Annotated in this window: 19 protein-coding genes and 1 pseudogene; 12 read left to right on the top strand and 8 right to left on the bottom strand. The window is 57.0% G+C overall.

Annotation, left to right across the window (positions count from 1 at the left end; all coding sequences use genetic code 11):
- Window positions 1-5: 5 nt before the first annotated feature.
- The 4 genes and pseudogenes from HY751_01255 to HY751_01240 form a co-directional block, all read right to left on the bottom strand.
- A complete protein-coding gene (locus HY751_01255) occupies window positions 6-1,196 on the bottom strand; it encodes a PilT/PilU family type 4a pilus ATPase (GenBank protein MBI4665014.1) in 1,191 nt (396 codons plus the stop codon).
- Window positions 1,197-1,350: 154 nt separating this feature from the next.
- Window positions 1,351-2,547, bottom strand: coding sequence for a 2'-deoxycytidine 5'-triphosphate deaminase (locus HY751_01250; protein MBI4665013.1), 1,197 nt, complete (start codon window positions 2,545-2,547; stop codon window positions 1,351-1,353).
- 9 nt (window positions 2,548-2,556) lie between these two features.
- The gene (locus HY751_01245) at window positions 2,557-2,805 is read right to left on the bottom strand and encodes a hypothetical protein (GenBank protein ID MBI4665012.1); all 249 of its coding nucleotides are present in this window, start codon (window positions 2,803-2,805) and stop codon (window positions 2,557-2,559) included.
- A pseudogene (locus HY751_01240) lies at window positions 2,792-3,063 on the bottom strand (BrnT family toxin). Before HY751_01240 ends, HY751_01245 begins: the two are co-directional and overlap by 14 nt.
- A gap of 356 nt (window positions 3,064-3,419) precedes the next feature.
- On the opposite strand from HY751_01240, the gene ilvB reads away from it, so the two are divergent.
- The 5 genes from ilvB to pssA are packed head-to-tail and all read left to right on the top strand — an operon-like array spanning window position 3,420 to window position 8,153.
- Window positions 3,420-5,114 (top strand): biosynthetic-type acetolactate synthase large subunit, encoded by a 1,695-nt coding sequence (gene ilvB / locus HY751_01235; GenBank protein ID MBI4665011.1) that lies wholly within the window; start codon window positions 3,420-3,422, stop codon window positions 5,112-5,114.
- A gap of 6 nt (window positions 5,115-5,120) precedes the next feature.
- On the top strand, window positions 5,121-5,612 hold the full coding sequence (gene ilvN, locus HY751_01230; GenBank protein MBI4665010.1) for an acetolactate synthase small subunit: 492 nt from the start codon (window positions 5,121-5,123) through the stop codon (window positions 5,610-5,612).
- Window positions 5,613-5,665: 53 nt separating this feature from the next.
- A complete protein-coding gene (ilvC, locus tag HY751_01225; GenBank protein MBI4665009.1) occupies window positions 5,666-6,670 on the top strand; it encodes a ketol-acid reductoisomerase in 1,005 nt (334 codons plus the stop codon).
- Window positions 6,671-6,676: 6 nt separating this feature from the next.
- Window positions 6,677-7,321: a phosphatidylserine decarboxylase family protein gene (locus HY751_01220; protein MBI4665008.1), complete on the top strand. Its 645-nt coding sequence runs from the start codon at window positions 6,677-6,679 to the stop codon at window positions 7,319-7,321.
- Between the two features lie 4 nt (window positions 7,322-7,325).
- Window positions 7,326-8,153: a CDP-diacylglycerol--serine O-phosphatidyltransferase gene (gene pssA, locus HY751_01215; GenBank protein ID MBI4665007.1), complete on the top strand. Its 828-nt coding sequence runs from the start codon at window positions 7,326-7,328 to the stop codon at window positions 8,151-8,153.
- Here the strand turns inward: pssA and HY751_01210 are convergent.
- Together HY751_01210 and HY751_01205 are read right to left on the bottom strand one after the other, a co-directional pair.
- A complete protein-coding gene (locus HY751_01210) occupies window positions 8,150-10,030 on the bottom strand; it encodes a GNAT family N-acetyltransferase (GenBank protein ID MBI4665006.1) in 1,881 nt (626 codons plus the stop codon). The genes pssA and HY751_01210 overlap by 4 nt on opposite strands.
- Window positions 10,027-12,129, bottom strand: coding sequence for an acetate--CoA ligase family protein (locus HY751_01205; GenBank protein ID MBI4665005.1), 2,103 nt, complete (start codon window positions 12,127-12,129; stop codon window positions 10,027-10,029). Before HY751_01205 ends, HY751_01210 begins: the two co-directional genes overlap by 4 nt.
- A gap of 846 nt (window positions 12,130-12,975) precedes the next feature.
- Between HY751_01205 and HY751_01200 the strand changes: the two genes are divergently transcribed.
- A complete protein-coding gene (locus HY751_01200) occupies window positions 12,976-14,256 on the top strand; it encodes an MFS transporter (protein MBI4665004.1) in 1,281 nt (426 codons plus the stop codon).
- Between the two features lie 8 nt (window positions 14,257-14,264).
- Here the strand turns inward: HY751_01200 and amrS are convergent, their stop codons facing one another.
- Both amrS and HY751_01190 read right to left on the bottom strand, forming a co-directional pair.
- The gene (gene amrS, locus HY751_01195; GenBank protein ID MBI4665003.1) at window positions 14,265-15,266 is read right to left on the bottom strand and encodes an AmmeMemoRadiSam system radical SAM enzyme; all 1,002 of its coding nucleotides are present in this window, start codon (window positions 15,264-15,266) and stop codon (window positions 14,265-14,267) included.
- A 35-nt stretch (window positions 15,267-15,301) separates the two neighbouring features.
- A complete protein-coding gene (locus HY751_01190) occupies window positions 15,302-15,928 on the bottom strand; it encodes a CBS domain-containing protein (protein MBI4665002.1) in 627 nt (208 codons plus the stop codon).
- 237 nt (window positions 15,929-16,165) lie between these two features.
- On the opposite strand from HY751_01190, the gene HY751_01185 reads away from it, so the two are divergent.
- Genes HY751_01185 through HY751_01160 form a run of 6 tightly spaced genes read left to right on the top strand, consistent with a single transcriptional unit; the run spans window position 16,166 to window position 21,302 of the window.
- Entirely contained in the window at window positions 16,166-17,221 is a 1,056-nt protein-coding gene (locus tag HY751_01185) for a radical SAM protein (protein MBI4665001.1), read from the top strand.
- Window positions 17,218-18,261, top strand: a complete 1,044-nt coding sequence (locus HY751_01180; GenBank protein MBI4665000.1) for a DUF362 domain-containing protein — start codon at window positions 17,218-17,220, stop codon at window positions 18,259-18,261. Before HY751_01185 ends, HY751_01180 begins: the two co-directional genes overlap by 4 nt.
- Window positions 18,240-18,425 (top strand): hypothetical protein, encoded by a 186-nt coding sequence (locus HY751_01175; GenBank protein MBI4664999.1) that lies wholly within the window; start codon window positions 18,240-18,242, stop codon window positions 18,423-18,425. The genes HY751_01180 and HY751_01175 overlap by 22 nt, the downstream gene beginning before the upstream one ends.
- A 9-nt stretch (window positions 18,426-18,434) precedes the next feature.
- Window positions 18,435-18,968: a hypothetical protein gene (locus HY751_01170; GenBank protein MBI4664998.1), complete on the top strand. Its 534-nt coding sequence runs from the start codon at window positions 18,435-18,437 to the stop codon at window positions 18,966-18,968.
- A complete protein-coding gene (locus tag HY751_01165) occupies window positions 18,958-20,391 on the top strand; it encodes a radical SAM protein (protein ID MBI4664997.1) in 1,434 nt (477 codons plus the stop codon). The genes HY751_01170 and HY751_01165 overlap by 11 nt, the downstream gene beginning before the upstream one ends.
- Before the next feature lie 41 nt (window positions 20,392-20,432).
- On the top strand, window positions 20,433-21,302 hold the full coding sequence (locus HY751_01160) for a radical SAM protein (protein MBI4664996.1): 870 nt from the start codon (window positions 20,433-20,435) through the stop codon (window positions 21,300-21,302).
- Window positions 21,303-21,356: the final 54 nt, after the last annotated feature.

Raw genomic sequence — 21,356 nt, 5'->3', positions numbered from 1 at the left:
TCAACTTACCTTTTCTTTTTCTTCAGCCCGGTGGAGGTTTGCTCGTAACCTTCGTCCAGCGAAAGGTCTTCAATGTCGGTGGTGGCCTGGCCGCGTTTGCTCTTTATCATGTCTATGTTGCGGCCCACTATCGCCTTGCGGGAGGCGTAACCCATGGCGGTATCTTCGGATATCAGTCCTTTCTCGTAAAGCTCGGTGATGCTCTTGTCGAAAGTGCGCCACCCGAAAGGCTCCGACGCGGTTATTATCTCGTAGAAGGTTTTGCCCTCCTGTTCGCCATTTAATATGGTTTCTTTTACCCGGAGGTTGGAGCCCATCACCTCGAACGCGGCCACGCGCCCGCCGCCCACTTTTGGTAGCAGGCGTTGGCAGATGACCCACCGGACAGACTCCGCCAGGCGTATGCGGATCAGTTTTTCCTCCTCCAGGTCGAACATGCCCACGATGCGGTTTATGGTGGCGCCAGCGTCCACCGTATGCAGGGTGCTCATCACCAGGTGGCCGGTTTCAGAGGCCGACAGGCCTATTTCAACAGTTTCCCGGTCGCGCATTTCGCCCACCAGCACCACTTTAGGAGCCTGGCGAAGGGCGGCGCGCAACCCGTTGGCGAATGTGTCGAAATCTTTCCCCAACTCCCGCTGGTTGAATGTGGCCTTTTTGTGGGGGTGCATATACTCCACCGGGTCTTCCAGCGTAACCACGTGGACGGATTTGTTCCGGTTGATAACGTCCAGCATGGCCGCAAGCGACGTGGTTTTACCGGAACCGGTGGCGCCTGTAACCACCACAAGGCCGTTTTTCTCTTCGGCCACCTTGTGGAACACCTCGGGCAGTTCCAGGTCTTCTATGGTGGGGATTACCGTTTGGAGTTTCCTCAGCACCAGCGAGTATGTGTTGCGCTGGGAGAATATGTTTACGCGGAACCGGGCCTTGTCGCCCACGAAATAGGAGCAGTCCGCCGAGCCGCTATCCACCAGGTGGCGGGTCAGGCGCTGGTCGTTGGCGATTATGTTGAGGGCTATAAGCTCCGTCTGGAAGGGAGTGAGTTTCCAGACGGGTGGATTCATGTTCACGTCCACCAGAACGCCGGAGGATTCCACCTGGAACGCCTTGCCAACGGTCATGTTCAAATCCGAGACGTTGTCGTGGCTGTCGAGCATCGTCTCCAGCACGTGGTCAAGCTCGGCTCTTCTCATATTTCAAGCGCCCCCTGCGCGCGGCACGTTGCCAAACTCAAATCCGCGCGGCCATTCCACGGCCCGCGTCCGGTGAGAATAATTATATATTAACCGGTTCGCTTAACAAGAAAATTCAGAGGGATACGGTTGGCGGGTTTGCCGGGGACAGGGCCTATGGTTTCCGGAACTGCTTGGCCAGCCTCAACGTTTGGTCGTGATAGTTGGAGCCTATTTCCGACCCGTACCAGATTTGGGGGGCGGAGGCCATGCGCTCGTACTTCATCTTGAAAAGTATCTGGCCGTCTTCAATTATGAACGGCACGTCGTGGGGCCGCACCTCCAGCACCGCCTTGGTGCCCATAACCTTACCGTCGCCGCCATATCCGAACCCAGGGTCGAAAAAACCGGCGTAATGGGTGCGAAGCTCGCCGGAGCCCGCGTCGAACTCCACCATTTCGGCGGAGCAGTTCAGGGGAACCCGTATTCTCTCTTTGGAGGCGAAAATGTAAAACTCCTCCGGCTCCAGGATGAGCCTGCCAAGTTTGTGGGGGTGGATGGGTTCCCAGAAATCATCGGCGTCGTAATGGCCCACCATGTCCAGCTCTATCACGCGGCTGTTCTTTTTGGCTTTGTAGCCCACGGGATTGTAGTTTCCGGCGGGAGCCGTTAGGTCCACGCTCATCAACAACCCGTCGCCGCTAACATGCCGGTCGGTATTGTCTATAAACTCCCCCTCGATGTCGCAAAGGAGCTTTTCTTTCTCATATACCCGGCGAAGCTCCGTGCCGCCCAGGTAATGGTGCAGTGTGGAAGAGTCGGCAAAGTTGGATGGATGGGGGCAATCGCGTTCGGATGGGCACAGGAACAGGCGAAGCTGGTTCAGCCGTTGGCCGCTTCTCACTTTAATGGTGAAGGAACGGGGCACCACTTCAAGATATAGCCCGCCGTTATAGCCCGGCTCTATCTCCTCAAACCGGGTGCAACCGTCGGTAATAACCCTTGTGAACACATCCAGCCTGCCGGTGGAGCTTTTGGGGTTTGTGCGCCCGCGGATGTCCCGGGGCAAACGCAATTTCTCGCCCAGGGGGATTAGGTAAACCGCCCCCCGCTCCAGAATGGCGCCTTTGGTGAGGTTTATTTCGTACATCAGCAGGTCCGCCAGCCGGTCTTCAACCTTGTTGGGCCATTGCGGCAGGAAACTGGCTTGGAGCCTGTACGCTTTGGGCCCCAAGGTTAGATCCAGCGAAGCGGGTTGAATGTTCTGTTTTAGTTCACCAGGTAAAAGTCCGGCGCTGGAAATACATCCATCATCCACAAGAGAAGCTATCTCCTGTGACGGCAAAACCCCACCCGGCCTTGTTTTGGACATCGCTACTTGTTAACGTCCGGATTTTTCGTTATGGCCTGGTCGTGTTACCGGGCTGACCGACTGATTGGCCACTCTAATCAAATCACGCAACGCATCATTGACGGAGGCGTCATCATGAAAAACAGCCGCCACATCCGGGCTTAAAAGAACAAGGTTGGTTCCTTTTTGATATTTCTTAAAATACTTGACCCTTGTCCCTTTGCCCAAATCTTCCCGTTTGTACCCGGCGCGTAGTCCGGCGGTCTTAACTGTTTTCATATATTTCTCCTTCTTTCCGCGTCGCTCGCCTTGCGCTAATTAAACGTATTTTATCAAACCTTTCCGTATGGGCTACAACCAATAACCTGCCCATAGTGGAAAGGCCTAAATTCAGGAATCTGCACTCTTTTGCGGAATGGCCGGGATCGCTGAACGTAATCGCCAAAGGGTCACCGAAAACCGTTGAAGCCTTAAGAAAAGATATCCCGTGTTTCTTTACATTAGCGCCGTATTTTCAGAATCCCACTCGAAGCGCATTATTCGCCATTTTCGTCCAGGTTGGCATTTTTTATCAATCCGCAATCTGTTGAACCGCTATTTGGAGCGGAGCGTTTCAAGCGAATGTCAAATTTGCCCAAAGGCATATATTTATTAAACATTTCGGGTGGTGTCTCAGTTAGAATCTCAAATAATAGACAGATCCTTCACTTCGCTTGCGCTTCGCTCAGGATGACAATATTATCAACGGCTGTTATATTGTCATTCTGAGCGTAAGTGAAGAATCTCCCCTGTACTTTCAAACTGGGACACTACCACATCTCGTCTTGGTTTGACTCATAAAGACAGATACTATATCATCAAACATTCATGCAAAACAAGGCGGTAGGTAGCCAATGACAAGCGCGCGCACAGGGGCCGAGATATTCGTGAAGTCCCTGTTGAAATTGAAGGTGGATCTCATCTTCGGGTATCCCGGAGGGGTGGTTCTGCCAATATATGATGAGCTTTTCAAAAACCCGAAACTGAGGCACATCCTGGTTCGCCACGAGCAGGGCGCAGTGCACATGGCCGACGGGTTTGCCCGCGCCACCGGCAGGGTGGGCGTTGCGCTGGTGACTTCCGGCCCCGGCGCCACCAATGCCGTAACCGGCATCGCCACCGCTTACATGGATTCCATACCCATAGTGGTGTTCACCGGGCAGGTGCCCACAAGCCTGATCGGCAACGATGCGTTCCAAGAGGCGGACATCATAGGGATCACCCGCCCGTGCGTGAAGCACAGTTACCTTGTGCGCACCACGGCGGACCTGGCCCCCACCATAGCCGAGGCGTTCTACATAGCCTCCACGGGGAAACCCGGCCCGGTGGTGGTGGACATACCCAAAGACGTTATCACCGGCACGGCCAGATTCGAGATGCCCGAGAAAATAGAGTTGCGCTCTTACAAGCCCAACGTTGAAGGGCATATGCGCCAGATAGACAAACTGGCGGACGCGCTGGCGGAGTCCCGCGCGCCAGTGCTGTATGTGGGCGGGGGGATGATATTATCCAACTCTTCCAGTGAGCTGTTAAAGCTGGCCGAGCATACCAGCTCCCCTTCGGCCATCACGCTTATGGGTTTGGGGAGCTTGCCGTCGGACCATGAACTGAACCTGGGTTTACTGGGGATGCACGGCACTTACTGCGCCAATATGGCCATGAGCCACGCGGACCTGGTGGTGGCCCTCGGCGCCCGGTTCGACGACAGGGTGACCGGCAAGCTGGACGAGTTTGCGCCCAAAGCCAAGGTGGCCCATGTGGATATAGACCCGTCGTCCATATCCAAGAACGTCAAATGCCACATCCCCGTGGTGGGCGACCTTAACGACACGTTACGGAAACTCAACGCCGCCGTGCGGGCGAAAGACATAAACTGGAAAACGAAGAACAAGGATTGGCTCCAGCAGATCGCCGAATGGAAAGCTGGCAACGCCATTACCTATGTCAAGAAAACGAACGTTATAAAACCCCAGTTCGTGCTGGAGGAAATTAACCGCGTCACCGGCGGCGAGGCCATATTCGCCACCGAAGTGGGGCAGAACCAGATGTGGGCCGCCCAGTACATAAAGCTGAACCATCCCCGCACGTTCCTCACCTCCGGGGGCTTGGGCACCATGGGTTACGGGTTCCCGGCGGCCCTTGGCGCGCAGGCGGCGTTTCCGGACAAGGTGGTGATAGACATCGCAGGGGACGGCTCCATCCAAATGAACATCCAGGAACTGGCCACGGCGGCCCAGTACCGCCTGCCGGTGATAATAGTAATACTCAACAACGGGTTCCTCGGCATGGTGCGGCAATGGCAGGAGCTTTTCTTTGGCGGCCGTTACGCCTATACCTGCATGGAGGCCCAGCCGGATTTCGTGAAGCTGGCCGAGGCCTACAACGCATTCGGTATCAGGGTAACAAAACCCGAAGAGGTGGGCCCCGCGCTGGAGAAAGCCATAGCCGCCCGCAGACCGGCCATTGTGGACTGCGTGGTGGACCGGGAGGAGAATGTTTACCCCATGGTTCCGGCGGGCGAGCCGCTGACCAAGATGTTGCTGGCGTAAGGGGCTATGAGACACACCATATCAGTGCTGGTAGAGAACAAGTTCGGCGTGCTGGCCCGGGTGGCGGGCCTTTTCTCGGGCCGTGGGTTCAACATTGAAACCCTGTCCGTTGCCCCGTCGCTGGACCCGTCCACCTCCCGCATGACCATCGTCACCCGGGGGGACGACGCCATAATCGAGCAGATAACAAAACAGCTCAACAAGCTGATAGACGTGATAAAAGTGAACGACTTCATGGACGACGAGGAATACGTTGTCCGGGAGATACTTATGGTTAAGGTTAACGCCGAGCCGGACAACCGCGCGGAGATCCTCCGGATGACGGAGATATTCCGCGGCAAGGTGCTGGACGTGTCGCCGAAGACTTATACCATTGAGATCACGGGGTCGGAGAGCAAACTGAACGCTTTCCTTGAGATGATAAAACCCCTGGGGCTTCTGGAAATCGCGCGGAGCGGCAAAGTGGCCATGGCCCGCGGAAAAAAGTCCCTGGGCTGATATTCAATTCGGGCGTTACGCCAAAATACTAGAAGGGAGAATCGTTAAACGACATGGCTATCATTTATTATGACAAAGACGCGGATCTGAAACACCTGGCCGGCAAGACCGTGGCCATCATAGGTTACGGAAGCCAGGGCCACGCCCACGCCTTGAACCTGCGGGATTCCGGGGTGAAAGTCATAATCGGCTTAAGGCCTGGTAGCCGGTTCATCGCGTCGGCCCAGAAAGAGGGGCTGACCGTTAAGACCCCGGCGGAAGTGGCCAAAGAGGCGGACGTGATAATGTTCCTCGCCCCCGACACTTCGCAAAAGGCCATTTTCGAGAATGATGTGCGGCCAAACATGAAAAAAGGGGCGGCCCTGGCCTTCGCCCACGGGTTCAACATCCATTTCGGCCAGATCGTGGCTCCGGAGGACGCGGACGTTTTCATGGTGGCCCCCAAAGGGCCTGGCCACCTGGTGCGCCGGGTGTACACCCAGGGTGGCGGCGTGCCCTGCCTTATGGCTGTTGAAAAGAACGCCACCGGCAACGCCAAGAACATAGCCCTGGCATACGCCAGAGGCGTGGGCGGCACCCGCGGCGGCGTGATAGAGACCACCTTCAGGGAAGAGACCGAGACAGACCTGTTCGGCGAACAGGCCGTTCTTTGCGGCGGCGTATCGGAGCTTATCCGCGCCGGGTTCGACACCCTGGTGAACGCCGGTTACCAGCCAGAGGTGGCGTATTTCGAGTGTCTGCACGAGTTGAAGCTTATCGTGGACCTTATCCACGAAGGCGGCATAGCCAACATGCGTTACTCCATATCCGACACCGCCAAATACGGCGACATCACCCGTGGCAGGCGCGTGATAAACGAAGACACCCGGATGGAAATGGAAGAGATTCTCCGCGAGATACAGGATGGCGAGTTCGCCCGGGAATGGGTTCTGGAAAACCAGGCCAACCGCCCGGTGTACAACGCCGTGCTGAGGAAAGACGCGGAGCATCCCATCGAGCAGGTGGGCGAAAAACTGCGCGGCATGATGCACTGGATCGGCAAGAAGATCGAGGACTGACCGGCGATGAAATTGCCGATAGCCTCCGAAGGGCTGATGTTTATCATCCCCCTGGCGCTTTTAGCGCTGTTCCTGTTAATGCTGGGTTGGGGGAAGACGGGCGTAGTGGTTTGTCTTCTCCTGGCGTTCGTGGTGTTTTTCTTTAGGGATCCGGAGCGCGTGGCGCCTCCCGGCGAGGGGCTTATACTGGCCCCCGCCGACGGCAAGGTGGTGAAGATAGACACGGCGTACCAAAGCCCCGACCATCCCAAGGGCTCGGTGTGCGTTTCCATTTTCCTCTCCGTGTTCAACGTGCATGTCCAGCGGGTTCCGCTGGCTGGGAAAATTGTCCGCAAGTTCTATAACAAGGGCAAGTTCCTGGCCGCGTGGGACCACAAGGCCAGCCTGGACAACGAGCAGACCCTTATAACAATGGAGACCGCCGCCGGTGTAATTGGCGTAAAGCAGATCGCGGGGCTTATCGCCCGGCGGATAGTTACATGGGTGAACGTGGGGCAAGAGCTTGCGGCGGGTGAGCGGTTCGGCCTTATACGGTTCGGCTCCCGGGTGGACTTGATAATGCCCGCCGGTGTGGAAGTTGTCAGTAAAATCGGAGATAACGTGGCCGCCGGTGAAACGGTAATGGCCAGATATTCACCTGTGGCGAAATAAACCCATGGAACCGGAAACAGAAAGTCAGCAGTCCGAACCGCCCGCCAATAATAATGGCGGGGAAGGGCGTTTGGCGGCTTTTGGCAATATCAGGAAGGGGATTTACATAGTCCCCAGCCTGATAACGTCGGCATCTTTCTTCTGCGGGTTTTACGCGATCATCGCCTCCATCAACGCGGATTTTTACATAGCCGCCTGGATGATAATCCTGGCGATTTTCTTCGACGGGCTGGACGGGCGCATAGCCCGCGCCACCGGAGCCACCACCAATTTCGGCGTGGAGTACGACTCCCTTTCGGACCTTATGTCCTTCGGCGCCGCGCCGGGCATTTTGATGTACAACTGGGTGCTACAACCGTTCGGCAGGCTGGGCTGGATGGCCGCGTTTTTGTTCGTGATCTGCGGAGCGTTGCGGCTGGCGCGGTTCAACACCCAGACTTCTGAAACGCGCAAGGACAGGTTTGTGGGCCTGCCCATTCCGGCGGCGGCGGGCCTTCTGGCCGCCGTGGTTCTGCTTACAAGGGGCGCGCTGGATGTGGACCGGGCCCCGGCTGTGCTGGTGATGATAGCCACATATATCCTGGCCCTGCTGATGGTGAGCAATATCCCATACAGGAATTTCAAACAGGTGGACCTGGCCCGCAAGAAGCCGTTCCAGCTTCTGATGGGTGTTTTACTTTTCGCCTTCGTGGTGGCCCAGTTCCCGCACCACATGCTGTTCGCCATGGGGGTGGCTTTCGCCATACACGGACCCATAGAGTGGTATTGGGCCAGAAGAAACGATCCTATAACGGAAAGTCTGCTTTCACTGCTTGGGATGGGGAAGAGCTAGGCGAAATCCAGCTCGAAGCTGTAAACCCCTTCGTTAAGCCCGCTCTTTATTTTAAGCCCGCTTTTGTTGAACACCGACTGCATGGACTTGTTCTCCCGCAACACCTCGGCGGTGAACCCCCGGATGCCGTTCCGCCGCGCCACGCTCACAAGATACTTGAGCATGAACTTGCCCAGCCCCCGGTTCTGCCACTGGTCCCGCACCACAAAAGCCACCTCCGCCCGGTTCGATTTGGGATCCAGGTAATATCTGCCTACGGCGATTATCTCCTCTCCCGACGGGTCTGGCACCGTGCCAACTATCGCCACGTCGTGCCGGTGGTCTATATACACGAAATTCTGCAACTGCCGGTGGGAGATGCGGGTAAGATGGGTCATGTACCGGTAATAGATGGTCTCCTGCGACAGCGCGTAGAAAAGGTCGCGGGTTGCATGTTCATCGGTGGGGCGGATGGAGCGGAACGTGACCTGCGTGCCGTCGTCCAGCAAACAGGATGTTTTCAACTCCTGCGGCGAAAGCCATATCTTCCCCTCCACCTCGGACATCTCCGGCCTAACGTACTTCAGTTCAATAGCCTCTTTTAGAAGCCGCTCGCGGTGGTCCGGATGGGCCACGGATATTAGCGCCATGGCCCGTTCGTGGATGTTCTTGCCGTGCAGGTACGCCACGCCGTGTTCCGTAACCACGTAATGCACTCCGCCCCGGGTGGTAACCACACCGGCCCCGGGCGAAAGCCGCGAGACAATGCGGGATATGGATCCGCCCTTGGCCGTGGAAGGGAGCGCGATTATGACCTTGCCCCCCGGCGACCGGGCCGCCCCCCGGTTGAAATCCACCTGTCCGCCGATGCCGGAATAAAACTTGGTCCCTATGGAGTCGGCGCAAACCTGTCCCGTAAGGTCCACCTCCATGGCGGTGTTGATGGCCACCATCTTGTGGAGCTGGCCTATGATGGACGAATCGTTCACATACTCGGTGGGCCGGAAATAGAACATGGGGTTATTGTGGACATAATCGTAAAGTTTCCGGCTACCGATACAGAAACTGGCCACAATCTTTCCCCGGTCTATCGCTTTTAACGCCCCTGTCACCGCGCCGGACCCGATAAGCTCCAGCAGGGTGTCCGTGAACATCTCGGAGTGGATCCCCAGGTCTTTTTTATCCTTGAGGAACAGCAGGATGCTTTGCGGTATCCGGCCTATCCCCACCTCTATGGTGGATCCGTCCTCTATAAGGCTCGAAAGGTTTTCGCCCACCTGGCGCATCACATCGGTAACCTCAAGGGGTTTAACCTCTATGACAGGCTCGTCCACCGGGGCCAGGATGTCCAGATCGTACACATGAATGAAACTGTCGCCCAACGTGCGGGGCATTTTAGGGTTCACCTGGGCGATAACAAGCCCCGCGTTCTCCGCGGCGCTTTTTACGATGTCCACCGAAACGCCAAGACTGCAAAAACCCTTCTCGTCCGGGGGGCTTACCTGGATAAGCGCCACGTCCACCCGGAGCTGGCCGCTTTTCATAAGGCGCGGTATGTCTGAAAGGAATATGGGTGTGTAATGCCCGTATCCCGCCTGGATTATCTCCCGCACGTTGTCGCCGATGAAGAAGCTGTTCACCGTGAAATGGTCCGCCATTTCCCTTGTGGCGTATGGAGCCACGCCATGGGTGACCAGGTGCACTATCTCAATGTCCGCCAGCTCCGCGCTTCGCCTGGTGAGCGACCTCACCAGCTCTTCAGGCTCCGCGCATCCGGAGCCGATGAAAACCCTGTGCCCCGGCCGCACTTTTAAAACCGCCTGGGCCGGGGTCATTATCATGTCCCTGTATTTTTCCTGCCAGGCAGGGTCGAATGAAATCTTCTCTTCGCCGCTCATGGTTTTACATCCAGCGAAAGGGTTATCCTGGCGTCCGCCACAGTGGGTTCCGCGCCCACCTCGCCGACTATGAAGGGGTTGATGTCCAGCTCGGCTATCTGCGGGAAATCGGTGGCCAGCTGGCTGATGCGCTGTAATCCCTGGGCTATGGCGTTAAGGTCCACCGGGCGCTGGCCCCGCGCCCCCTTGAGAAGCGCGTATGAGCGGGTGGACTTGAGCATCTGCATGGCGTCCTCGGCGGTTATGGGGGCCAGATAGAATGTGACGTCTTTCATCACTTCCACGAATATGCCGCCCAGGCCGAACATGAGCATAGGGCCGAACTGCGGATCCCGCGTCATCCCAACGATAACCTCCCGGCCCCGGGTGGCCATCTTCTCCACGTACACCCCTTCAAGCTGAACGTCCGGCGACCGGCGCTTTATCCGCGCCATCATCAGGTCGAAAGCGTCCGTTACCGCTTCGGCGTTGATAAGCCCCAGCCGCACACCGCCGAAATCTGACTTGTGGATGATATCCGGCGAGGCGATCTTCATGGCCACGGGGTAGCCTATGCGGTCGGCCACGTCCAGCGCCTCCTCGGCGTTGGCGGCCAGTTGGCCCTCGGGCACGTTAAACCCGTAAGCTTTAAGAATCTCCTTGGCCATCACCTCGCCGATTTGCAGACGGTTCGCCCGCATGTGGTGGGTGATTATCCGCTCCACCCGCCGCCGGTTCACTGGGAATTTGGCGATTATCCTCGGCGGGCGTTTGCGCCATAACACATAGTCATGCATCGCTTTCAGCGCCGCCACGGCCCGTTCTGGCGACGGGTAATCCGGCAGGCTGGCCGCCGCAAGCTCCTCCCGCCCCGGCAGGACATCGGCCCCGCCCATGAAAGCCGCCAATATTGGTTTTTCGCCCCGCACACATCCGGCCAGGGCTCTGGCGGTCTCCGCCGGTTTGGTCATTGCCTGGGGGGTGAGGATCACTATGATGGCGTCCACCGTGTCGTCTTCCTGCGCGGCGCGCAGGGCCAGGGCGTAACGCTCCGGATCCGCGTCTCCCAGCACGTCTATGGGGTTCCCTATGGAAGCGGCCGCCGGTAGTTTGCACGAAAGTTCCGAGGCAGTGTCTATCCCAAGGGTGGTCACTTTCATGCCGGATTTTTCCACCGCGTCCGCCGCCATGATGCCCGGCCCCCCGGCGTTGGTGATTATGGCCACCCGGTCGCCTTTGGGCAACGGTTGCATGGAGAAGGCCGTGGAATAATCGAACAGCGCCTCGAAGGTTTCCACCCTTATAACGCCGGCCCGTTTGAAGGCGGCGCCATAGGCTATGTCCGCCCCGGCCAGACTGCCAGTGTGGGACGAGGCCGCTTTCATTCCCGCCTTGGTGGAGCCCACTTTCAGCAGGACCACCGGTTTGCGGTTGGCCACGTCTTCGGCCACTTTTATGAACTCGTCGCCGTTGGTGATGTTTTCCAGATACCCCATTATCACGCGGGTGTCTTCGTCCCGGCCCAGGGCGCGCAGGAAATCGCTCTCGTTCAAATCCGCCTTGTTGCCGAAACTGATGAGTTTCGCAAGGCCGGTGTGCCGCTCCGCCGCCCAGTCCAGTATGGCGGTGCATAACGCGCCGGACTGGGAGATAACCGAGATTCCCCCCGTGTGGGGCATCCGCCGGGCGAAAGAGGCGTTGAACTTGTGATGGGTGTTTATCAGCCCCAGGCAGTTGGGGCCCATGATGCGCACGTTGCGGGCGGCGCAGATGGCCGCTATCTCTTTTTCAAGCTCGGCTCCGTCATGGCCGGTTTCCTTAAACCCGGCGGTGATGACGATGATTGCCTTCACCCCGGCTTTTATGGAGCCCTCAACCGCCGCTTTCACCGCCGCCGTGGGAACGGCGATAACCGAAAGGTCCACCGGGCCTTCGTGTTTGGTGATGTCGGGGAAGCACTTTACCCCCATGATTTCGTCGGCGGTGGGGTTTACGGGGATGAGTTCCCCGGCAAAACCGCCTTTCACAAGGTTGTTGAGTATCTCGTAGCCAACCTTGCCTGGCGATTTGGAGGCGCCAATGACCGCTACCGATTCAGGATACAAAAGAGGTTCCAGCATCGTCCCCCCAATCCGCCGGGCCTTTTAACCTGGGGCTCCAGCACGGTTGCCGTTTTGGTCAACTAAATACTACATCAAACAGGCAGGGACGGATTAATAATTTTTGATGAGTGTTTATTACCGGGAACCGGGGTTCATGCATAGATACCATGGCGCCGTGTCATCCCGGCCAAGCGATAGCGCGAGCCGGGATCGGGGCGCTAAATAGTTCGCTTCGCGCTGTCGCCGCGGTTTAGCTTCGCCGGGGTCGCCCGACCCCGGTATTTCCATGGCGCGGTAACCGTGGTCAGCGACCACGGGGAAGCGGGTAAAGAATCAAGGCCCGGATGCCGGATCAAGTCCGGCATGACAACATTTATGAAAAAGGTCCGCCTCTCGACCACGGGGAAGCGGGTAAAGAATCAAGGCCCGGATGCCGGATCAAGTCCGGCATGACAACATTTATGAAAAAGGTCCGCCTCTCCTGTTTTGATAATTGACCTGCTGTCGCCGCGGTTTCGCTTCGCCGGGGTCGCCCGACCCCAGTATTTCCATGGCGCGGTAACCGTGGTCAGCGACCACGGGGAAGCGGGTAAAGAATCAAGGCCCGGATGCCGGATCAAGTCCGGCATGACAACATTTATGAAAAAGGTCCGCCACTCTGTTTTGATAATTGACCCGCTGTCGCCGCGGTTTCGCTTCGCCGGGGTCGCCCGACCCCGGTATTTCCATGGCGCGGTAACCGTGGTCAGCGACCACGGGGACGCGGGTAGCGCACCCGTCCGCTTACCCTCGGCTGGGGTGCTTTGATAAATCCCCCGCGTTCCTTTACCATATCTATAAAAGCTGTTTGGAGTTATATCGAAAGTGCCGCGGGAAAAAAGGATTGTGGCCCTGGCCAGCATGGCCCACTACCTCATACATATGAACATCCTCATATTCCCGGCCATCGTCATGCCCTTTTCCCGGGAAATGGGGCTCTCTATCGCAGAGGTGTTCCCGCTGAGTTTCATGATGTATTTCCTGTACGGCGCCCTGGCCCTTCCTGCGGGTTATGTGGCCGATCTCTGGTCCAAATCCGCCTTGCTCAAAATATGCATGTTTGGGGTGGGGATAGGCTCTTTATTGGCCGGGATGTCCACCAGTGTTACCGATTTCACCATGGCCCTGGCGGTGATAGGGCTATTCTGCGGACTATATCATCCCGTGGGGCTGGGATTGATCGCCAAGGAGATAGAGGAGCAGGGGAAAGCCCACGGCATAAACGGCATTTTCGGGGCGCTGGGCGAGGCTTCCGCCCCTTTGCTGGCCGGGCTGACCCTGCTGTTTTTCGACTGGCGATGGGTGTATATCATCGCCGGTATGCTGGGCATCGCCGGGTTTTTCCTGGGAGGCCTCTTTTCATTTGATGAACGCCCCCATCATGAAATTGAGGCTGTGAAAGGGAAAGACACCCATAAAAAAGAATATTGGCTGTATTTCGCCATCCTCTGTTTCGCCATGACGCTTGGCGGTTTCACGTACCGGGCGAACCTAACGGCGTTGCCCGCTTATTTCGAGATGCGGGCCAGCGAGCTGGTGGGTATTATCGCCAGCTTCACCCCGTCCACCGGGGCAAACGCCGGTTCCGGCGCGGCGGGCCTGCTGGTATCCACCCTGTATATGTTCACCATCGCCGGGCAGTATGTGGGGGGCAGGATAGCCGACGCCATGGACCTGCGCAAAGCCTATTTCATGGTTCAAACCATGGCTTTGCCTTTCGTGGCGGCCATGTTCTTTTTGACCGACATGCCTTTATATGTCGTCACGGGGTTGTTCCTTTTCTTCTCGCTGGGGATGCAACCTATAGAGAACAGCCTGGTGACAAAATTCCTGCCCCGCCGCTGGCTGTCCACAGGGTACGGCATAAAGTTCACCTTTACCTTCGGGCTGGGCTCCATAGCGGTTTACGAGGTGGCGGCCATCGAAAAATGGCGCGGGTTGAACTGGATATACGCGGCTCTCACGGGGCAGGTTTTGCTATTGTCGCTCACGGCGGCGCTCTTAATCGCGCTGACGTATAAAAGATTGCCTCGTGTTATGAACAAGGAGCCGCGCGACACCACTGAACGCCAAGTGTATGCGGAAATGAAGGAAGACGCGGTGTAGCGCCCGGGTCACATTATCACCCCGGTGTCTCCCCCGCAGAAGTTGCATTTACCCTTCGTCAAAGAAACCCTGTAAACGCTGAACCCGCCCCGTTCAATAACAATCTTCCCGCAGAACGGGCATTTGGTCTGGTTATGGGTGTCCGTATGCACGTTCCCTATATATACGTACTTCAGCTTTTCGGAGGCGATACGGGCCGCCCTCAACAGCGTATCCAACGGCGTAGGCGGAGCGTGGAGCTTGTAATCCGGATGGTACCTGGAAAAATGCAGTGGTATGTAGGGGCTCAAGTCCGCCAGGAAATCGGTAAGCTGGTGGAACATCTCATCGCTGTCGTTGAACCCGGGGATGACCAGATTGGTTATCTCCACGTGGGTCCGGGCGAAAGTCAGTTTCACCGTCTCCAGCACAGGCTCCAGCATACCGTGGCAGACCTTTCTGTAAAACGCCGGATCCATTGATTTTATGTCTATATTCATGGCGTCGGTGTAGGGCAAAAGTTCCATCATCGGCTCCGGGTTTATCATGCCGTTGGTCACCAGCACATTCTTGAGCCCGGCCTTGCGAACCTCCTTTGAGGTGTCCAGCACATACTCGTACCAGATAAGCGGTTCGGCATAGGTGTACGCCAGTCCCACAGATCCGTAAGAGACCGCCAGCGCCGCCGCCTCTTCAGGCATAAGCCGCTCAGTCGGGGCCGATTGCTGGGATATGTAATAGTTCTGGCAGAAGTCGCAAGCCATGTTACATCCGTTAGGGCCGATGGAGAGGATGGAAGAGCCGGGGTAAAAATGATAGAGAGGCTTTTTTTCCATCGGGTCGAGGTTGATGGAAGTGGTGAATGCGTAATTTACGGCGTAAAGTATGCCCCCCACGTTGGTCTTTCCGGCGCAAATTCCCGTTTTGCATTCGGAAAGAACGCAGTTGAACGGACAAAGGCGGCATCGCACGCGCCCTTTGTCCATCGGCTCCCAATAAAGGGCCGGGCGGGCCCCGGGAGGCGGTTTCATCTCCTCCATGGTGAGCCCCTTCAAACGTTTGTTATCTAGAGATCCTCGCCGAAAGCCTCCAGAACTTTAACGCCTTTCTTTGCAAGGTCCTGGGTTATCTTTTTCACCGGGCATCTTCCCAGCCTGAAATGGCAGATCTGCCGGTGGCCGTTACCGGCCGGGGTGGCTGAATAGCTTAAAACCCGGGCTTTATGTTTTTGGAGAACCGAGAACACCGTGGAACAATCGTCAATTTCATCCATCAGCTCGATGTAAATACTGGATGATTGCTGGAGGGTCCTCAGAAGCTCCACAAAAACGTCCAGAAGGTCGTCTTTGGTAATGATGCCTTCCATCTTGTTGTTATCTATCACCGGCAGACAACCTATCTTGAGCCGGAGCATCATCTTGGCCGCGTCGTGGATGTTCATGCCAGCGTCCGCCGTGATAACGGACTTGGTCATCACATCGCGCACTTTTTTGCTGAACGGCTCTTTCCCCTTCGCTTTGGCGGATTTATGTTTCTTAGGGGAGATGAGGGTTCGCAGGTCCCTGTCAGAAAGGATGCCCACCAGATTTCCGCGTTCAAGCACCGGCAAATGGGCCACCCGGTTTTTGAGCATAAGGCTCAACGCGTCCTCAACGGTTTGATCCGGCGAGGCGGATATAACTTTTCTTGTCATTAACTGGCCGACGCGCATAAGCCCCTCTGGAAAGATGTAAGCTTGATTTCTACGTTAATTGTAATTTGCGGCGCGTCCGGGGTCAACAAGCATAAAAAACGCCTCTTAAAACGTCCTCTTGTCAGTCCGAATGGGCATTGGAAAATAACAGGTGTTGTATAAATAAAAATGGTATTGTATATTTATACCTGCTGGAGCGTGAGGCTCAAATGTTTGGCGGGAGGCGCTTTTTGGCGGATGGATCCTTTTCTCGGCTCGGTGTTAACGTTTGCGGAGGCGAAGCGGGAGCCTGCCGTGGTGTGTATCGAGGTTACCCACCGTTGCAACCTGCGATGCGCCCATTGCTACAACCCTCCAGCCTCTGGCGCCTATCGTGACAGCCGGGCGGAGCTTTCCACCGGATCGATCATAGAAATAATACGTTCGGTTTTGTATCCAGGGCGGACAGCCATATGTTTCACAGGTGGTGAGCCTCTTTGCCGAAAGGATATTGAAACCTTTATAAAAACCGCTCACCGTAGAAAATTCGCCAATATCCATCTGGACACCAACGGCGTTTTACTTACCGCCAACGTGGCGCGCCTGCTGAAAAAAGCCGGGCTTGGGAGCGCGCAGATTAGCCTGGACGGTTTGAGGGATGCCCACGATAAAAGAAGGGGCCGCGGATGTTTTGACAAGGTGACGGAGAATATCGCCTCAGCCGTGGCCTGGGGGATCCGGGTAACGGTGAACATGACCATAGACTCCTCTAATGTGGAGGAGGTGGCCGCGCTCTATCAACTGAGCTCCGGGTTGGGGGCATACCAGTTCAAGGTGGAGCCCATGCTGGCCAAAGGCCGCGCCGCCGGGAAGGATTTTGGCGACCTTTCGCCAGAGATAATCAAAAAGACCTGCGAGCAGATAAGGTTGATCTCCCCAAATAACGGAACAGCGTTGGCGCTGGACAATTTGTACGAAGCCGCCATGAGCGGCGAGAAAACCCTTGGTTGCCCCTCCAGCCGGTCGTTCTGCCACATCACCAAAGAGGGGCGCATGTTTCATTGCCCGGTGTTCACGGAGTTCGCCGGGGAGGGGGAAGATGTCACCGGCGGCAGGTTCGCCCAGGTATGGCGCGCCAGCGGGTTCATGCAAAAGATGAGGGATCCGGAGACGTACCGTGAGGCCTGCGGCGATTGCGCCCATCTGGCCGAATGTTGCGGTGGATGCCACGCCCGCGCCGCCATCGCCACAGGGTCTTTTTTTGGCCGCGACCCCATGTGCCAGGTCCTAAATAAAAGAAGGGAAGCTCCGTGACCGTAAATTTAAGCCACATACCGGCCACGACCCAGCCGTATGTATCCACCGTGGACATCATCAGGAAAAAGCTGGAGCTGGTATTCCGTTCTTGGGGCGCTCCCGGCGAACTTTTGGCCATCAAGTGTCATTTCGGGGAAAGGGGCGCCACAAGATATTTAAGGCCTCTTTATGTGCGGGCAGTGGCGGATGCGGCCAGAAACGCCGGTATGAAACCTTTCGCGACAGACACCGTGGTTTTGTACAAAGGCTCCCGAAGCACGGCGGTGGGTTATCTGGAGACCGCCTCGGCGCATGGTTTCACCGCAGACTCCATTGGGTGCCCGTTGATAATCTCCGACGGCATGCGGGGGGAGTTTGGCGTAGCCCTGCCCCCGGTGAACGGAGGCCCGGCTTACATGGGCGCCGGGTCTTTACAGGGTGTGCGGCACATGGCTGTTCTTTCCCACATAACCCTTCACGGGTTCACGGGAGTGGCTGGGGCCATAAAGAACGTTGGGATGGGGCTCATGTCTTCGGCGGGTAAAGCCGCCATACATGGGGCCACCAAGCCGTTGATGGATACCTCCAAATGCTCCGCCTGCGGCGAATGTCTGAAAACGTGTGGGCATGGGGCTTTGGAATTGGTTGATGGAGCAATACGGCGGCTGGACACAGCCTGCACCGGTTGTTGCCATTGCATGGGGCCATGCAGGCAAGGGGTTTACAGCCTGGACGACGGCCAGCTGGAAAACTTTTCGCACAGGCTTACCGAGGCCGCCGCCGCGTTTCTGGCCGGGCGCCGCTCGGTTTTCATTAACGGTGTGGTGGATGTAACCCCCCAGTGCGATTGCGCCTCGTTCACCCACGCCCCTGTTTACACTGACGCCGGTTTTGTAATCGCCGCCGACCCCTTCATGGCGGACAGGGCCAGCGTGGAGCTTATGGAGCGTGAAAAACCGCTGGAGAGCGGCGTTTGGAAACTTTGGAGCAACCAGATGGCAAGTGGTGAAAAATTCTTCGGAATGAAGGAGATCGTATGGGAAACGATAACAAACTGAACGGCCTCACCGATGATGACAGGGCCAAGCTAAAAGAGCTTCTCGGATATTTGAAGACAGACATGTCGGGCCGCGAGGAGGCCGATTTCCTTTGCACCCATTGCCATTGCAAGGTGTGCGCTTCCACCGGGCCGGAAATGGACCAGCCGCAAAAGGCGGATTAATAATCAACGATGTATCCAAACATCGCCCTCACGGGCCGCTCCGGCGCGGGGAAAACCACGGTGGCCGGGTACCTGGCGGAACATTACCGCTATGCCATCGCCAGCACAGGAACCGTGTGCCGGGAGGTGTGCGGGATACTGTTCGGCTCCCAGTCGAAAACCGTCATGAACCAGGTGACCGACGCCATGCGCGCGCTGGATGAGTCGGTCTGGATGTCCGCGGCGTTGCGGCGCGTCCCGGCTGGGCGGCCAGTGGTTGTGGACGCGGCGCGATTCAAACCGGATATGGAGCTGTTACGGGCGAGGGGCTTTGTTTTCTGGCGGGTGGAGGCTCCACTGGCGGAATGCGTCCGCAGGCTTTCGGAACGCGGGCAGGAGTTTTCTTTGGGGGTGGACGACATCCATTCCAGCGAAACCGAATGGGCTCAATGGCCGGCGGATGTGGCAATAGCAAACCACGGCCCAATTCATGAAGAGCTTTACCGGCTTGTGGAAGCGGCTCTTAACACAGACACGAAAGTGGTAGCGGCGCATGAGCCATAAGAATGTGTTCCGGATGGAATGGGAAAGGGGCGTTGTCTTTTACGAGCCCATTTCTGGCGGAATATTGTCCGTTTCTTCAACCGTCCCAATCTCTGTTCAGATAGAGGCGGCCAACTGGTTTGCGCGAAGCGTAGCCCCGCTGGCCCCGGCGCCAGAGCGTTCGGAAACACTTCGGGCTGAACGGGCCACCTTGATTCCGACCACGAGATGCAACCTTCGTTGCTCTTATTGTTACGCCAACGGCGGCGAGGCGGACCTGGCCATGCCTGAATGGCTGGCCAATTGGGCTGTGGACCATGTGGCGCAATCGGCTGAAAAGAGCGGGGCGGAGCGGATAGAGCTTTATTTCCATGGAGGCGGCGAACCCACCCAGGCATGGGGGTTGATCCAATCAGTCATGGAACGCGCCAGACTCCGGGCGGCGGAGATCGGCGCCTCGGTTGGGTTCGGCATAGCCACCAACGGTCTGTTCAGCCAAAAAATCCGGGACGAGATAATGGAAAAGTTCCAACTGGTATCGCTGGCGCTGGACGGGCCGGAACAGATACATAACGCTCACCGGAAAACATCCACCGGGGCCGGGTCTTTCGATAGGGTGATGAAAACCCTCCAGGCGTTCGATGAGGCGGGGTTTGAAAATTACGCCATCGTGTCCACAGTGGCGGGGGATACGCTGGACCGCCTGCCGGATACGATAAGGTTTTTCGCCGGGGCGGCCAAGACCCGGGAGATACATCTTGGCCCCGTGGTGTCCGCCGGGCGGGCTGGGCCCGCTGGCATAGACCATAATGAACGCGCGCAGGCCCGGTTCCGCGAGGCGCTGGACACGGCATGGGAACTGGGGCTGGCGGTGAGTTTCCCAGGAGTGTCGCCGCAGGCCATGACGGAAGCCTACTGCGGGGCCGTAACGGGAAACGTGTATGTGACCCATGACGGGTTGGTGAGCAGATGCCTGGAGGCATGTTCCCGCGCCCATCCAATGGCAGGGGTTTTTGGCGTGGGGGACGTGACCGGAGAAGGATTGATGTGGCATGGCGCGCTGTTGAACGCCCTGGGGAAACGGGTTGTAGAAAACCTTCCCCATTGCGCATCCTGCGCGCTCAAATGGCATTGCGCCGGCGATTGCCCCGCCAGGGTCACCTATCCGCAACGGATTGATAACAGCCCTACAGACCCTGCCCGGTGTGAACTGAAAAAAAACATATTCGCCCACTTCCTGGGCCTGCTTGCCACAAAAGGCCCACCCGTTGAAGGGTGGCCATGCCAAATCCGCCGATTCGCCCTGCGCATGGCTCAAGGCGGCCAGTGGCGTATGGAGCCAACCGTGGAAACCGCTCCGCTTATGGTGGCTTATCTTGCCCGGAAGGGTGGCGGCGCTTACAGCCAGTTTTCCGATGCTGTGGCTACCTGCCCCGGTGGATGAGTAGTTATTAAAATACCGTTATGGCGCGAAAAGCGATCTTTATGATCACTTCCAGATGCACCCTCAAATGCTCCATGTGCGCCCATAGCGGGCCGGATGGTGAGGATTTCCCTATAAGCGCCGTGAAGGGCATGGCCCTGCAATTGGCGGAGCTGGGCGTAAAGGTGGTCTATGTCACCGGCGGAGAGCCATTTGCCCGAAAAGATTTGCGCGCTGTGGTTGCGCCCATGCTGGAAGAGGGGCTGGAAATACGCCTAAGTACAAACGCAACCACTGTTACAGCGAAAAGAGCGGAGGAACTTGAGGGGATACAAGACATATCAGTATCCATAGACGGAAACGAAAGAGTACATGACCGTATCCGGGGTGTTAAAGGGGCCTGGAAACGGGCGGTAGAGGGAATCAAGCGAATACGTGAAAGCCAGCCCTCATCAAGGGTGAGCCTTTCTTTCACGTTAATGCCAGCAAACATGGATGAAATAAACGCAGTATTCGAGCTGGCGGAAACGCTGGGGGTTCATAGCGTGGGGGTTCAGCCGTGGGCTCCCGCATTCGGGGGAGCCAAGACATGGCAACGGAACGCTGGACAATTCGCCAAAATGGCGTCGACCCTGAAAAATCTTGCCCGCTTAAACCATCCGCTGAACTGTAACGGGGCTGAATATTACCAGGCCGCCGCTGATTATGTAGAGAAGGGATTCCGCCGACATGGGAAATGCAAAGCAGGCGGACGTATATTCACCTTATTCCCAAATGGCGGCGTTAGCCCGTGCTGGGCCTTCGCCGCCACAGCCAACGCGATTGAGGATGGATTGAATAAGGCGATCCAATCCCGGGGCTTTGAAGCGGCGTCATCCGGCGCTGGCGAGGGCCAATGCCCCGGTTGCATGTTTTATTGTTATTATCAGTAAAAAATTATGCTATAAATATTAAAATGACATGCCTGGAAAAGTGACATGAACGGG

Source organism: Nitrospinota bacterium (assembly GCA_016208975.1).
Classification (GTDB): Bacteria; Nitrospinota_A; UBA7883; order UBA7883; family JACRLM01; genus JACQXA01.
The sequence above is the reverse complement of the archived record's forward strand: the minus strand, read 5'-3'. Positions and strand labels throughout refer to the sequence as shown.